The organism is Streptomyces sp. NPDC032940 (assembly GCF_040636935.1).
Lineage (GTDB): Bacteria > Actinomycetota > Actinomycetes > Streptomycetales > Streptomycetaceae > Streptomyces.
Map to the genome: position 1 here is coordinate 72,029 of NZ_JBEZVJ010000018.1, position 13,675 is coordinate 85,703.

The 13,675-nt window shown below is 70.7% G+C and carries 16 protein-coding genes; 7 read left to right on the plus strand and 9 right to left on the minus strand.

Annotated features, from left to right (window positions below):
- Window position 1 precedes the first annotated feature (1 nt).
- A complete protein-coding gene (locus AB0E77_RS21690) occupies window positions 2-1,060 on the plus strand; it encodes a helix-turn-helix transcriptional regulator (RefSeq protein ID WP_361573077.1) in 1,059 nt (352 codons plus the stop codon).
- Window positions 1,061-1,086: 26 nt separating this feature from the next.
- Here the strand turns inward: AB0E77_RS21690 and AB0E77_RS21695 are convergent, their stop codons facing one another.
- The 4 genes from AB0E77_RS21695 to AB0E77_RS21710 form a co-directional block, all read right to left on the minus strand.
- Window positions 1,087-1,656 (minus strand): Clp protease N-terminal domain-containing protein, encoded by a 570-nt coding sequence (locus tag AB0E77_RS21695; protein WP_361573079.1) that lies wholly within the window; start codon window positions 1,654-1,656, stop codon window positions 1,087-1,089.
- Window positions 1,656-1,865, minus strand: a complete 210-nt coding sequence (locus AB0E77_RS21700) for a helix-turn-helix domain-containing protein (protein ID WP_077796561.1) — start codon at window positions 1,863-1,865, stop codon at window positions 1,656-1,658. Before AB0E77_RS21700 ends, AB0E77_RS21695 begins: the two co-directional genes overlap by 1 nt.
- Window positions 1,866-1,988: 123 nt before the next feature.
- A complete protein-coding gene (locus AB0E77_RS21705; RefSeq protein WP_361573081.1) occupies window positions 1,989-2,954 on the minus strand; it encodes a zinc-binding dehydrogenase in 966 nt (321 codons plus the stop codon).
- A 276-nt stretch (window positions 2,955-3,230) separates the two neighbouring features.
- Entirely contained in the window at window positions 3,231-4,460 is a 1,230-nt protein-coding gene (locus AB0E77_RS21710) for an NADP-dependent malic enzyme (RefSeq protein ID WP_361573083.1), read from the minus strand.
- Window positions 4,461-5,081: 621 nt separating this feature from the next.
- On the opposite strand from AB0E77_RS21710, the gene AB0E77_RS21715 reads away from it, so the two are divergent.
- Genes AB0E77_RS21715 through AB0E77_RS21725 form a run of 3 tightly spaced genes read left to right on the plus strand, consistent with a single transcriptional unit; the run spans window position 5,082 to window position 7,793 of the window.
- Window positions 5,082-6,047, plus strand: a complete 966-nt coding sequence (locus AB0E77_RS21715) for an ABC transporter substrate-binding protein (protein WP_361573085.1) — start codon at window positions 5,082-5,084, stop codon at window positions 6,045-6,047.
- A gap of 37 nt (window positions 6,048-6,084) precedes the next feature.
- Entirely contained in the window at window positions 6,085-7,023 is a 939-nt protein-coding gene (locus tag AB0E77_RS21720) for an amino acid ABC transporter permease (RefSeq protein ID WP_361573087.1), read from the plus strand.
- A 17-nt stretch (window positions 7,024-7,040) separates the two neighbouring features.
- Window positions 7,041-7,793, plus strand: a complete 753-nt coding sequence (locus AB0E77_RS21725; RefSeq protein ID WP_361573182.1) for an amino acid ABC transporter ATP-binding protein — start codon at window positions 7,041-7,043, stop codon at window positions 7,791-7,793.
- A 79-nt stretch (window positions 7,794-7,872) separates the two neighbouring features.
- Here AB0E77_RS21725 and AB0E77_RS21730 read toward each other — a convergent pair whose 3' ends face one another.
- Window positions 7,873-8,643 carry a class I SAM-dependent methyltransferase gene (locus tag AB0E77_RS21730; RefSeq protein ID WP_361573089.1) on the minus strand — a complete coding sequence of 257 codons (771 nt, stop codon included), beginning with the start codon at window positions 8,641-8,643 and terminating at the stop codon, window positions 7,873-7,875.
- A gap of 101 nt (window positions 8,644-8,744) precedes the next feature.
- Here AB0E77_RS21730 and AB0E77_RS21735 point away from each other — a divergent pair, with 101 nt between their 5' ends.
- On the plus strand, window positions 8,745-9,374 hold the full coding sequence (locus AB0E77_RS21735) for a CGNR zinc finger domain-containing protein (RefSeq protein ID WP_361573091.1): 630 nt from the start codon (window positions 8,745-8,747) through the stop codon (window positions 9,372-9,374).
- Here AB0E77_RS21735 and sodX read toward each other — a convergent pair.
- Window positions 9,278-9,712, minus strand: a complete 435-nt coding sequence (gene sodX / locus AB0E77_RS21740; RefSeq protein WP_361573092.1) for a nickel-type superoxide dismutase maturation protease — start codon at window positions 9,710-9,712, stop codon at window positions 9,278-9,280. The two genes, AB0E77_RS21735 and sodX, sit on opposite strands and share 97 nt — an antisense overlap.
- A gap of 145 nt (window positions 9,713-9,857) precedes the next feature.
- On the opposite strand from sodX, the gene sodN reads away from it, so the two are divergent.
- Entirely contained in the window at window positions 9,858-10,253 is a 396-nt protein-coding gene (sodN, locus tag AB0E77_RS21745) for a superoxide dismutase, Ni (protein ID WP_053136948.1), read from the plus strand.
- A gap of 128 nt (window positions 10,254-10,381) precedes the next feature.
- On the opposite strand, the gene AB0E77_RS21750 is transcribed toward sodN, so the two are convergent.
- The gene (locus tag AB0E77_RS21750) at window positions 10,382-10,972 is read right to left on the minus strand and encodes a dihydrofolate reductase family protein (RefSeq protein ID WP_361573094.1); all 591 of its coding nucleotides are present in this window, start codon (window positions 10,970-10,972) and stop codon (window positions 10,382-10,384) included.
- 128 nt (window positions 10,973-11,100) lie between these two features.
- Between AB0E77_RS21750 and AB0E77_RS21755 the strand changes: the two genes are divergently transcribed.
- Window positions 11,101-11,691, plus strand: a complete 591-nt coding sequence (locus AB0E77_RS21755) for a TetR family transcriptional regulator (RefSeq protein WP_361573096.1) — start codon at window positions 11,101-11,103, stop codon at window positions 11,689-11,691.
- On the opposite strand, the gene AB0E77_RS21760 is transcribed toward AB0E77_RS21755, so the two are convergent.
- Together AB0E77_RS21760 and AB0E77_RS21765 are read right to left on the minus strand one after the other, a co-directional pair.
- Window positions 11,688-12,335, minus strand: coding sequence for a GNAT family N-acetyltransferase (locus AB0E77_RS21760; RefSeq protein WP_361573098.1), 648 nt, complete (start codon window positions 12,333-12,335; stop codon window positions 11,688-11,690). The two genes, AB0E77_RS21755 and AB0E77_RS21760, sit on opposite strands and share 4 nt — an antisense overlap.
- A gap of 190 nt (window positions 12,336-12,525) precedes the next feature.
- The gene (locus tag AB0E77_RS21765) at window positions 12,526-13,671 is read right to left on the minus strand and encodes a family 2 encapsulin nanocompartment cargo protein polyprenyl transferase (RefSeq protein ID WP_361573100.1); all 1,146 of its coding nucleotides are present in this window, start codon (window positions 13,669-13,671) and stop codon (window positions 12,526-12,528) included.
- Window positions 13,672-13,675 lie beyond the last annotated feature (4 nt).

The window sequence follows — 13,675 nt, forward strand, 5'->3', positions numbered from 1 at the left end:
CATGCCCCCCGTCTTCGCCCACGGCCGCCTCCGCCTGTACTTGCTGAAGCTGCTCGACGAGGCCCCGCGCCACGGGTACGAGGTGATCCGGCTCCTCGAGGAGCGCTTCCAGGGCCTCTACGCCCCGTCGGCGGGCACGGTGTACCCGCGCCTGGCCAAGCTGGAGGCCGAGGGCCTGGTCACCCACACCACCGAGGGCGGCCGCAAGGTGTACGCGATCACCGACGCGGGCCGCGCCGAGCTGGCCGACCGCAGCGGCGAGCTGGCCGACCTGGAGCTGGAGATCCGCGACTCGGTCGCCGAGCTCGCGGCGGAGATCCGGGCGGATGTGCGCGGCGCCGCCGGTGATCTGCGCCGGGAGATGCGGGCCGCGGCCGGCGAGGCCCGCCGGGGCGGCGGTACCCGGGCAGAGGGGGCCGGGGGCCTCGGTGAGGGCGTCGACCTCGGCGACAAGGAGGCCTGGCGCGCCGCCAAGGAGGAGATGCGCCGGGTCAAGCAGGAGTGGAAGGAGCAGGCCCGCCGCGCCAAGGACGAGAGCCGCCGCGCCCGTGACGAGGCCCAGCGGGCCCGGCGCCAGGCCAAGGAGGCGCAGGAGCGGGCCCGCGCCCAGGCACAGGAGGAGGTTCAGCGCATCGCCCAGCGGGTCCAGGAGCAGATGCAGGACCACTTCTCGCGGGGCGACTGGCCGACGGGACTGCGCGAGGGCCTGGGCGAGCTGGTGAAGGAGGTCGGCGAGTTCGGCAAGGACTTCGGCCGGGACTGGGGCTTCGGCCGTACCGACACCGATACGTCCGCCACGTCCGCCTCCCGGCCGGACTACTCACGCACCCCCGCGGACTTCCCGGCGGTATACGAGCCGGCGTGGGCCCACGAGGACACCGCGGACTCCACCGGTGACCCGGCGCGCGATCTGGACCGGCTGCTGGACCGCTTCCGGGACGGGATCCGGGACGCGGCCCGCGACCACGGCGTCACGGCCGACCAGCTCCGGGACGCCCGGGGCGAGCTGTCGGCCGCGGCCGCCCGCATCGGCGCGATCCTGCGGGCGCCGAAGGTCTGAGCAGGCACGGGAGGGGGTCGGCCGGGTCAGGCGCAGGCCTTTCCCCCGGCGCCGAGGACCCTGGTCAGCGTCTCCTGGGTGACCCCGTGGTCGGCGAGCACCTCGGCGGGGACACCGGGGCGGACGGTCAGGGCGAGAAGAAGGTGCTCGTCACCGATGTACCGCTCACGGCGGGCGATGGCGACCCGCAGGGCCTTCTCCAGGACCTCCTTGGCGTCCCGGCCGAAAGGTCGGCGCCCGGACCACGGGCGCCCGCCCTTCCGGTCGCCGGACATCGCGCCGACGCCGTGAGCCTCCTCGACCCGGGCGACGATCTGCGAGACGTCGATCCCCAGACCGGCGAGCGCCTCGGTCTCGGCCTGCGACAGGCCGGCGTGCCGCCGCGCCTCCTCCAGGGCCCGCCGCACCGAGACCGCGCCCTCACCGTCCCCGCCGATCCCGAGCGCCGTCAGCGCGAACGAGGCGCGGCTGCCCTCCCGGTCCAGCAGGGCGAGGAGCAGGTGCTCGGCACCGACGGCCCCCGCCTGCGTCCGTTCGGCGTGCTCGACCGCCCCGTGGACCACGGCACGGGCGTCCTTCGTGAACCGCTCGAACATCAATGCCTCCCGTACTTCTTGTGCACGGCCTGCCTGCTGACCCCGAGTTCCGTGGCGATCTCCTGCCACGACCAGCCCTGATGGCGCGCACTGCGTACCTGCACCGCCTCCAGCTGCTCCAGCAGCCTGCGCAGTGCGGCGACGGCGCGCAGTCCGACCCGGGGGTCACGGTCACCCGCACGCGCGGCGAGATCCGTTGCTTCGCTCATGTAGTCAACTTAGGTTGACATGCCGGGTCGCGTCAACCCACATTGACACCTGGCCGCGTCGGGAAACGCGAACGGCGGGCCCGGAACACCGGACCCGCCGCGCACGGACATGGAAGGCGGGGATCAGGACCCACTGAGCACGATCTTGCCGAACAGCTCACCGGACGCCATCCGCTCGAAGCCCTCGCGGGCCCGGTCCAGCGGAAGCACCTCGTCGATGACGGGGCGCACGCCGGTGGCCGCGCAGAAGGACAGCAGGTCGTCCAGCTCCTCCTTGGTGCCCATCGTCGAACCGACGACCTTGAGCTCCAGGAAGAAGATCCGGGTCAGCTCGGCGTGGGAAGGCCGGTCGCCGCTGGTGGCGCCCGAGATGACGAGCGTGCCGCCCGGCCTGAGCGACTTCACCGAGTGGGACCAGGTCGCGGCGCCCACGGTCTCGATGACGGCGTCGACCCGCTGCGGCAGTCGCGCCCCGGGCTCCACGGCCTCCACCGCGCCCAGCTCCAGGGCCCGCTTCCGCTTGGCCTCGTCCCGGCTGGTGGCGAAGACCCGCAGCCCGGCGGCCTTGCCGAGCACGATCGCGGCCGTGGCGACCCCGCCACCGGCGCCCTGCACCAGCACCGAATCACCGGGACGCACCCCGGCATTGGTGAACAGCATCCGGTAGGCCGTCAGCCAGGCGGTCGGCAGACAGGCGGCCTCGGCGAAGGAGAGCTCCTTGGGCTTCGGCAGGATGTTCCAGGTCGGCACGGCGACCTGCTCGGCGAACGTCCCCGGGTAGCGCTCGGTGAGGATGGAGCGGGGCTCCTTCGGCCCGACCCCGTGGCCGGTCTGGCCGATCACGGAGTGCAGGACCACCTCGTTGCCGTCGGCGTCGACACCGGCGGCGTCGCAGCCGAGGATCATCGGCAGCCGGTCCTCCGGGAGACCGACACCACGCAGGGACCACAGGTCGTGGTGATTGAGGGAAGCGGCCCGCACATCGACGACACTCCAGCCGGGACGGACCTCGGGGGCCGGACGCTCCCCCAACTCCAGACCGTTCAGCGGCTGGTCGCGGTCGATTCGGGCGGCGTAGACAGCGAACATGACCTTGACCATAGGTTCCCCACGGCCCATCCGAAACCGCCCGCCCCTGTGACACACACCCTCTTGCCACACACGGCCCCAGCTGCGGGCAGCCAGCCCCATTGCCGCCCCAGCTGCGGGCAGTCGTGCCGCTGGGGCGGCACGGGTGGGCGCAGCGGCACCCCGTCAGCACCGGGCAGCGTCACCCACCCCTGCCCGGCACCGGACCGCCCACCCACCCAACGCAAACGACCCCGCCCCCAGGGGGACGAGGCCGCTCACACGCACGTCACACCATCACCGACGCGCCACACCCTCCGCCCGGGCCGCCGCAGCCACCGCAGCCGTCACCGCCGGCGCCACCCGCTCGTCGAACGGCGACGGGATGACGTAGTCCGCCGCGAGGTCGTCCCCGACCACGGACGCCAGCGCCTCCGCCGCCGCGAGCTTCATGCCCTCGGTGATCCGCGACGCCCGCACCTGAAGCGCGCCCGCGAAGATGCCCGGGAACGCCAGCACGTTGTTGATCTGGTTCGGGAAGTCGGACCGCCCGGTCGCGACGACTGCCGCGTACTTGTGGGCGACCTCGGGGTGCACCTCGGGGTTCGGGTTGGCCATGGCGAAGACGAACGCGCCCTTCGCCATCGAGGCCACCGCCTCCTCCGGCACCGTGCCGCCGGAGACGCCGATGAAGACGTCGGCGCCCGCGAGGGCCTCCTCCAGCGAGCCGGACAGCCCGGCCTTGTTGGTGAAGGAGGCCAGCTCCTGCTTCACGGACGTCAGATCGCTCCGGTCCGCCGAGACGACGCCCTTGCGGTCGGCCACCGCGACGTCCCCGATGCCGGCCTCGACCAGCATCTTGGCGATGGCGACGCCGGCCGCGCCCGCGCCCGAGATCACCGCCCGCAGCTCACCCAGCGTCCGCCCGCTCAGCCGCGCCGCGTTCCGCAGCGCCGCCAGCGTCACGACCGCCGTACCGTGCTGGTCGTCGTGGAAGATCGGGATGTCCAGCCGCTCCTGGAGCTTGCGCTCGATCTCGAAGCACCGCGGCGCCGAGATGTCCTCCAGGTTGACTCCGCCGAACGAGGGCGCGAGGCGCACCACCGTCTCGACGATCTCGTCGGCGTCCGTGCAGTCCAGCGCGATCGGGACCGCGTCCACGCCGCCGAACTGCTTGAAGAGGATCGCCTTGCCTTCCATCACCGGAAGGGAGGCCTCGGGCCCGATGTCCCCGAGTCCCAGAACCGCCGTACCGTCCGTCACGACCGCCACGACCGACGACTTCCACGTGTAGTCGTGCACCAGGTCGGGCTGCTCGGCGATCGCGCTGCACACTTTCGCGACGCCGGGCGTGTACGCCAGGGACAGGTCGTCCTTGTCGCGGACCGGCACGGTGGCCTGCACAGCCATCTTGCCGCCGCGGTGCAGCGCGAACGCCGGGTCGAAGGAGTCGAGGGGCTCCGCCCCGGCCTCCCGGTCCGTACTGACGTCGCTGTCGCTGCGAGGATTGACGATCTCCGCTGCCACTTTGTCTTACCCCTTAAGTGTTCATGGTTTGAGGGTTTGTCCACTCCTGGTGAGGGGTGGGCGGGCACCGCCCAGGGACATGGCACGTTGATGCGCATGGGCCCCTGCGCGACGGGCGCGCCGCACACGCGCCCTGAGCCCCTGATGAGGGGTGTAAAGAACCTTCTTACCCGACGGACACCTCCCGCGACGAGTCCGATAAGTGCAAGCTCACATGTCGGACGCGGTACGCCGCATGCCGGTGACATGACTCATAGCCATGCATCCGGTCAACTTCCCGGTACCTCTTGACAGTCCCGGAGAACGGGATCTCGACGGGGACACACACCCGCGAACCGTGTCCGCATAACGAGAAATACCGAAGATCTTCCGGCCGGAAGGGTCGATTCCCGCAAAGGTTCGGTCGCGATGTACCGACCTGATGGGGTTCGGGGGGTCACCCGTTATCCGATTTTGACATGACGACTCCCCTGAACGGCCGAGTCCGAATGGCAAGATGCCGTAATCACACGAGGTCGCGGCACTCGAAGGTGTGTGCTCTCGTCGACCCACCGCGCCTGTCGGTCCCCCGGCCGGCGTCCCGTCCCATCGGCAACTCCATCATCCGCCGGAGGAACCACCATGACCGCAAGCTCCACCCGTCGTCCGACCGCCGCGCAGTCCCGGCTAGCAGCGGTCGGTGCGATCGCGGTCGCAGGCGCTCTGCTGCTCACCGGATGCGGCGACCAGACCAAGAAGAACGACGGCGGCGGCGACAGCCAGTCCGCATCGAAGGCCCCGCTGGCCGAAAAGCTGCCCCAGGCGATACGCGACAAGGGCGTCATCAAGGTCGGATCCGACATCGCCTACGCTCCGGTCGAGTTCAAGGACGACTCCGGCAAGACGGTCGGCATCGACCCCGATCTCGCGGACGCCCTGGGCAAGCAGCTCGGCGTGAAGTTCGAATTCCAGAACGCCACGTTCGACACCCTGGTCGGCGGTCTCGCGTCCAAGCGCTACGACATCGCCATGTCGGCCATGACCGACACCAAGGACCGGCAGGAGGGCATCGACGCCGACACCGGCAAGAAGGTCGGCGCCGGCGTCGACTTCGTCGACTACTTCACCGCGGGCGTCTCGCTCTACACCAACAAGGGCGACGACCAGGGCATCAAGACCTGGGACGACCTGTGCGGCAAGACCATGGCCGTGCAGCGCAACACCTTCTCCCACGACCTCGCCAAGGAACAGGCGCAGAAGTGCGAGAAGGCCGGCAAGAAGACCCTGAAGATCGAGGACTTCGCGACCAACCCCGAGGCCGAGACCCGGATGCGCTCCAAGGGCGCGAACGTCGTCTCCGCCGACTTCCCGATCGCCGCGTACTCGGTGAAGAACTCCGGTGGCGGCAAGTACTTCGAGATCGTCGGCGACCAGGTCGAGGCGGGCCCGTACGGAATCGCCGTCGCCAAGGACAACACCCAGCTGCGCGACGCGCTGCAGGCGGCCGTCCAGGCGGTCATCGACAGCGGCGAGTACAAGAAGATCGTCGAGAAGTGGGGTGTCGCGGACGGCGCGATCACCGAGGCCAAGATCAACGGCGGCTCCTGAACCGTCCCGTTCGACGCGGCTCTGAAAGGCTCCATCCGTGACTGTTGACGTCAACAAGACGACCGGTCCCGACGCGAGGCCCCCCGCCGGACCGGAGGCCATCAAGGCCGTTCCGGTCCGGCACCCGGGACGGTACGTGTCCGCGGTCGTCGCGCTCGCCCTCCTGGGCGCGGTCGTCTACGCCTTCGCCCAAGGCAAGATCAACTGGGGCGCGATCCCCGACTACTTCTTCGACGACCGCATCCTCGACGGTGTCTGGAACACCCTCCAGCTCACCGTGCTGTCGATGGTGATCGGCATCGCCGGCGGCATCCTGCTCGCCGTGATGCGCCTGTCGAAGAACCCGGTGACCTCGTCCATCGCGTGGTTCTACATCTGGTTCTTCCGCGGTACCCCGGTCCTGGTCCAGCTCTTCGTCTGGTTCAACCTGGGCCTGGTCTTCGAGTACATCAACCTGGGTCCGTTCTACAAGGACTACTGGTCGTCCTTCATGACGCCGCTGCTGACGGCGCTGCTCGGCCTGGGCCTCAACGAGGCCGCCTACATGGCGGAGATCTGCCGTGCCGGTCTCCTCTCGGTCGACGAGGGGCAGACCGAGGCGTCGCACGCCCTGGGCATGAGCCACACGAAGACGCTCCGCCGGATCGTGATCCCGCAGGCGATGCGGGTCATCGTGCCGCCGACGGGCAACGAGGTCATCAACATGCTGAAGACGACTTCGCTCGTCTCGGCGGTGCAGTTCTACGACCTGTTCAAGCAGGCACAGGACATCGGCCAGAACGCGGGCTCCACGGTGGAGATGTACTTCCTGGCCGCCGCCTGGTACCTGATCATGACCTCGATCCTGAGCGTCGGGCAGTACTACGTCGAGCGTTACTACGCCCGCGGGTCGAGCCGCTCCCTGCCGCCGACGCCGTGGCAGCGCTTCAGGACCGCGGTTCTGCCCACGCGCCGCCCGAAGGGAGCCGCGGCATGAAGCAGTCCTCCCACGCCATGGTGAAGGCCGAGGGCGTCCACAAGTCCTTCGGTCAGGTCGAGGTCCTCAAGGGCATCGACCTGGAGGTGAAGCAGGGCGAGGTGTTCTGCCTCATCGGCCCCTCCGGCTCCGGCAAGTCGACCTTCCTGCGGTGCATCAACCACCTGGAGAAGATCAACGCCGGCCGGCTGTACGTAGACGGCGACCTGGTCGGCTACCGCCAGAAGGGCGACAAGCTCTACGAGCTCAAGGACAGCGAGGTCGCCCTCAAGCGCCGGGACATCGGCATGGTCTTCCAGCGCTTCAACCTGTTCCCGCACATGACGGCCGTCGAGAACGTCATGGAGGCCCCGGTCCAGGTCAAGGGCGTCAGCAGGACGCAGGCCAGGGAGCGCGCCATGCAGCTCCTGGAGCGCGTGGGCCTGGGCGACAAGTCCGGGAACTACCCCTCGCAGCTCTCCGGCGGCCAGCAGCAGCGGGTCGCGATCGCGCGGGCCCTGGCGATGGACCCGAAGCTGATGCTGTTCGACGAGCCGACCTCGGCCCTGGACCCGGAGCTGGTCGGTGACGTCCTGGACGTCATGCGCGACCTGGCCGAGTCCGGCATGACGATGGTCGTCGTCACCCACGAGATGGGCTTCGCCCGCGAGGTGGGCGACAGCCTGGTCTTCATGGACGGCGGCGTGGTGGTCGAGTCGGGCAATCCGCGCGACGTGCTGACCGACCCGCAGCACGAGCGGACGAAGTCGTTCCTGTCCAAGGTCCTCTGAGCGCGCACGCACGCCGAGGGGCGGTACGGATCTCCGTGCCGCCCCTCGGCGCGTGGTAGCGCCCAAATGCTCCGGCGCCCTACTTCAGCGCGAGCAGCAGCGTGTCCGACGGCGAGCACCACACCGGCCGCACCTCGCCGAAGCCCTTCTCGCGCAGCACGCGCGCGTGCCAGGCCGCCGAGGGCATGTCGCCGTCGGCGTGCTCGCCGTAGATCTCGAAGCGCCGGGCCGTGGGCTCGGCGAGGACGGGGTCCTTCGCGGCCACCTGCCACCATTCGGCCCAGTCGAGGGCGCCGCCGCGCTTTCCGTCGTCCATACGGGCGTGCCGCTGCGCGCGCTCGGCCGCGTTGATCCGGGGCGTGGTCTCGTCGATCATGTGGTCCGCGTTCATGAAGACGCCGCCGTCGCGGACCACCTCCGCGACCTGACCGTAGAGGGCCGCGAGGGGTTCGGAGTGGAGCCAGTGCAGGGCCGTCGCGGTCAGGACGGCGTCGTAGGAGTCGTACGGCAGCTTCGCCGTCCAGTCGGGGTCCTTGAGGTCGGCGGTGACGAAGGAGACCCGGTCGTCGCCCTCGAAGGTGCCCTCGGCGATCGTGAGGAGCGCCGGGTCGAGGTCCACGCCGGTGCTGACGGCGTCCGGGAACCGGGCGAGCAGCCGGGCGGTGATGGTGCCGGTGCCGCAGGCGAGGTCGAGCACCCGCGGTGCGGTGCCGGTCAACGCCTCGACCATGTCGAGCATGATCCGGAAGCGTTCCTCGCGGTCCGGCATGTACCACTCCTGCTGCCGGTCCCAGCTCTCCTGCCAGGCGTTCCAGTCGGTACCTGCGGTGGTGATCTGCGCGTCCGTCATCGAGCCCCTCCGTCACAGCGACACACGTAATACCCTGTAGGCACGATCAGCTGTTACCTGATCGCAGGCACGACCATAGAGCCCCTTCGTAAGGACTACAAGTGGAACTGGCCTATTACTCGGATTACGCCGTACGCCTCGTCAACACCGAGGAACCGGCGCGGGCGCAGGACTCCCTGACCTCCGTCGAGGCCGTCCGCGAACTCTTCGGCGCCAACCAGTCGGCGGCCCGGCGGGCCACGGACTCGGACGTGACCCGGTTCCGCTCGGTCCGGGGGCGGCTGCGGGCGGTCTTCGAGGCGGCCGACGAGGGCGACGAGACGCTCGCGGTGGACCTGCTCAACTCACTGCTCCTGGAGTTCCCGGTGAGCCCGCAGATCTCCGGCCACGACCACCGGGACGACGACGGCCGCCCCCTGTGGCACATGCACCTGGCGGACCACCCGTCCAACGCGACCGCCGGTTACGCGGCCATCGCCGCGATGGGCCTGGCCTTCCACCTCACCGAGTACGGCGTGGACCGCCTCGGCCTGTGCGAGGCCTCTCCCTGCCGCAACGCCTACCTGGACACCTCCACCAACCGCTCCCGGCGCTACTGCTCCGACCGTTGCGCCACCCGGGCCAACGTGGCGGCCTACCGCGCCCGCAAACGCCTGGAGGCGGACCGGTCGGACAGCACCGGCCTGAGCGCCGAGACGGCCCAGCGGACCACGGCGAGCGGCGAGCGCTGACCGCGCCCGCGGGGCCGGTACCGCAACCGCACCCTGCCCAGTACGAGCTCCTCGGGGACCACCCCGTAGTCGGTGCTGTCGCCGCCGGCGAAGGCGTTGTCCCCGAGCACCCACCAGCCTGCCCCACGCCGCTCCACCGCCCGCTTGACGACCAGCAGGTCCTGCTGGAAGGGGTGCCGCAGGACGACCACGTCACCGGGCCTGACCGCGGCTCCCCAGTGCACGAGGAGCAGGTCCCCGTGGTGCAGCGTGGGCACCATGGACGGCCCGGTCACCTCGGCCGGCCCGAACGGCAGCGGCCCTCTCGCGCGCTCGGTCTCCTGCGACAGCTCCGGCATCACCCGGCACCTCCCCGGTCTTTCCTCCACCAGTCTCAGTCTCACCCCGGACTTTTGTCCTAAGCCCACGGGGGCACTCGCGAAAACGGGCCTCCCAGGGAGTAATGTCCCCCCTGAGAAGACGATCACGAGGAAGGAACGCTCCATGCTTTCCCGCCTGTTTGCCCCCAAGGTCACGGTCAGCGCCCACTGCGACCTGCCCTGCGGCGTGTACGACCCGGCCCAGGCCCGCATCGAGGCGGAGTCGGTGAAGGCCGTCCAGGAGAAGATGGCCGGCAACGACGACCCGCACTTCCAGACGCGCGCCACGGTCATCAAGGAGCAGCGCGCCGAGCTGGCGAAGCACCACGTCTCCGTGCTGTGGAGCGACTACTTCAAGCCCCCGCACTTCGAGAAGTACCCGGAGCTGCACCAGCTGGTCAACGACACCCTGAAGGCCCTGTCGGCCGCCAAGGGCTCCACCGACCCGGCCACCGGCCAGAAGGCCCTGGACTACATCGCCCAGATCGACAAGATCTTCTGGGAGACCAAGAAGGCCTGACGCCCGGTCAGCACCTCCGTACGCCGGCGATCGGTGCACCATCGCAGGCCGACGGACAGCCCGGAGGGGCCCTGCCGCACGAGCGGCGGGGCCCCTTCGTCGTCCCGTGGCGTGCCCCGGGCGGTGGCTCAGGGCTTCCTGCGGTACGTCCGCACCACGACGCCGTTCCCGAACACCCGCACCGCGTCCGCGTCCGGCACGAACTCGGAGACCTCGAAACCGGAGGCGAACATCGGCATGCCGGAGCCCAGCACGACGGGGTACGTCTTGACGACCAGCTCGTCGACCTCGTCGATCAGCTCGCCGGCGACCGTGGCGCCCCCGCACAGGTAGATGCCGAGCGGGCCGTCCTCCGCCTTCAGCGCGCGGACCCTGCCGACCAGGTCGGACGAGATGATCTCGACGTTCGGGTCGGGTGACGGGTCGAGCGTGCGCGAAGCGACGTATTCACGCAGATGGGCGTACGGGCTGGTGATCCCCTCCTTCAGGGCCAGGTCGTAGCTGGCCCTGCCCTGGACGATCGTGTCGAACCGCTTGTTCGGCAGGTCGTCGAGGCCGAGCGCCCGACGGCCCTGCGTGGCCATCGTCTCCGGGTACTCCGCCGACAGGAACTCGATGGACTCCTCGTCGACGAACGGATACATGAAGGACGCGTCGCCGTCCGGGGCACCGATGAAGCCGTCGATCGAGCAGGCGATGAAGTACGTGAGCTTGCGCAAGTGGTCTCTTTCCGTCGGGAGGAGCCGCAAGGGCTGAACTACTTCAGTTATAGTGCTTCAGTCGTAGTGGTTGCAAGATGTTTCCGTGACGCGGGGACGAGGACGCCGAGTAAAGGGAAGGGTTCCGCATGGTCAGCAACCCGGAGCGGCGTGCCGCCCTGGTCGACGCGGGCGTCGAGGTGCTCGCCCGTGAGGGGGCGCGCGGGCTGACGTTCCGTGCGGTGGACTCCGAGGCGGGCGTGCCCGTGGGCACGGCGTCCAACTACTTCACCGGCCGCGACGACCTGCTGCGGCAGATCGACGCCCGGCTGCACCAGCGGCTGGCACCCGATCCCGAGGTGGTGGCGGAGCTGCTGACCAGGCCGAAGGACCGCTCCCTGGTCGCCGCTTTCATGCACGACCTGATGGGCCGCGCGACCCGTGACCGCACCGGCTATCTGGCCCTGCTGGAGATGCGGCTGGAGGCCACCCGGCGCCCGGGACTGCTCGCCTCGTACACCCGGTCGGTGCGGGGGGACCTGGAGGAGGGCATGGAGTTCCATCGCTCGGCGGGGCTGCCGGGCGGGGACGAGACCGTCGTCGTTCTCTACCTCGCGATGCTCGGGCTGATCCTGGAGCACCTGACCCTGCCGGACGTCCTGAACGGCCTCCTGCCCACGGTGGACGTCCCCGACGCCCTGGTGGAGCGGATCGTGGCGACGGTGGTGCCGGAGGCCTAGCGCGCCCCCTGCCGTGCACCCTGCCGTGGCTCGCGCCACATGGGCCACATCCGGGGGCCGTCCGGCAGGTCCAGGGCACGGCCGGTGAACGCGAAGCCGAGGCGTTCGTACAGGCCCCGGCTGCGAGCGCTGCTGGCCTCCAGATAGGCCGGCAGTTCCTCGCGGTCGCAGCGGTCGAGGGCCGCTTCGATGAGCGCGGTGCCCAGTCCCTCGCCCTGCCGTCCGGGGGTCACGCCGATCATCCACAGGTACACGTGGGCGCGGCCCTGGGGGTGGATGCCCTCCGTCAGCCTGGCGATCAGCTCGACCCGCTCGTTGTCCGGGTCCACCGCCTCCCGCACCTGCGAGGGTGCGTCGCCCTCACCGCCGTCGCCCTCACCGCCGTCGCCCTCACCGCCGTCGCCCACGTCCGCGGGCACGGGCAGCCAGAGCGCGCAGGCCGCGGCGTCCTCGGTGAGGTCGATCCACCCGTCCGCGAGCACGGCGTCGGTGAAGGCGCCCATGAGCCGGTGGTGGGTGCTGCGGCGGTACTCCTCGCCGGGGAAGACCCAGCTGCTCACCGGGTCGTCCTGGAACGCCTCGTCCAGCAGCCGCACGACGAGTTCCCGGTCGTCCTCGCCCGCCGTCCGGATCGCCACGCCCATGTCCCGCCCGCCCCTTCACCTCAACAGCGTTCTTAAGTACGGCCGTTGAGCTTAACGACAGGTGGCGGGCCCCGCACACCGTGGGGAAGTGCGGGACCCGCCGTACCGGAGCCGTCGGCGGTGCGGTCGTACGGCGGTCAGGCGCCGCACGGCCCTGAACGGGCTCCGGGGTCTTGCGCGGCCGTGGCCGTCAGGTACTGCGCCGGGTCACGAACTCGGCCAGCGCGAGCAGGCCGCCCGCCGCCTCCGGTTCGGGCACCGCACGGGCGAGCTCCTGCATGGCCCGCGCCATCCGGTCGGCCGCCTGGGCCTGCGCCCAGTCCCGGCCGCCGGCCCGCTCCACGGCCAGTGCCGTGCTTTCCAGATCCTCCTTGTCCTCCGCGTACGGTGCCGCGTACAACTCGGCGAGCGCGGCGGCCTCCGGGTTGCCGGAAGCCAGGGCGGCGACCACCGGCAGCGACTTCTTGCGGGCCGCCAGGTCCGCGCCGGCCGGTTTCCCGGTGCGGCGCGGGTCGCCCCAGATACCGATGACGTCGTCGATGAGCTGGAAGGCCAGGCCGGCCTCGCGGCCGAAGGCGTCCATCGCCCGGACGTCCTCGTCGTCCGCGCCCGCGTACAGCGCACCGAGGGCACAGGCGCACCCCAGCAGCGCGCCGGTCTTCGCCTCGGCCATCGCGAGCGTCTCGCCGAGGGTGACCTCGTGCGGGCCGCGCCCCTCCATGGAGGTGTCCGCCTGCTGCCCCTCGCACAGCTCCACGACGCAGTCCGCCAGCCGGCCGGCCGCCGCCGCGGACGCCGGATGCGGATCCGTCGCGAGCAGCCGCAGGGCCAGCGCCTGCAGAGCGTCGCCCGCGAGGATCGCGTCGGTGGTGCCGAAAACGGTCCAGGCGGTGGGCCGGTGACGGCGGGTGACGTCCCGGTCCATCACGTCGTCGTGCAGCAACGTGAAGTTGTGGACCAGTTCCACCGCCGCGGCCGCCCGCACCGCCGCCGTCCGGGCCCCGGCCCCGCCGAGCGCGGCGGCCGAGGTGAGGACGAGGGCGGGACGGATCGCCTTGCCGGCGTTCCCGGTGGCGGGTGTGCCGTCCGCGTGCTGCCAGCCGAAGTGGTAGAGCGCGACCCGGCGCATGGCGGCGGGGAGCGATGCGACGGCGGACCGCAGTTCGGGATCGACCGAGGTCCGGGACCGGCGCAGAAGCTCCGCCGCCTCCTGCCCCTCGTCCCCGGGAGCCGTCTCGGGCTCCCTGGTGCGCTGCCCGCCGATGGTCCCGCGCGGTTCCAGGATTCCGGTGGGGTGAGGCGTCGCCTCGGCGGCGCCGTGCCCAGCCTCCGTCACCGGC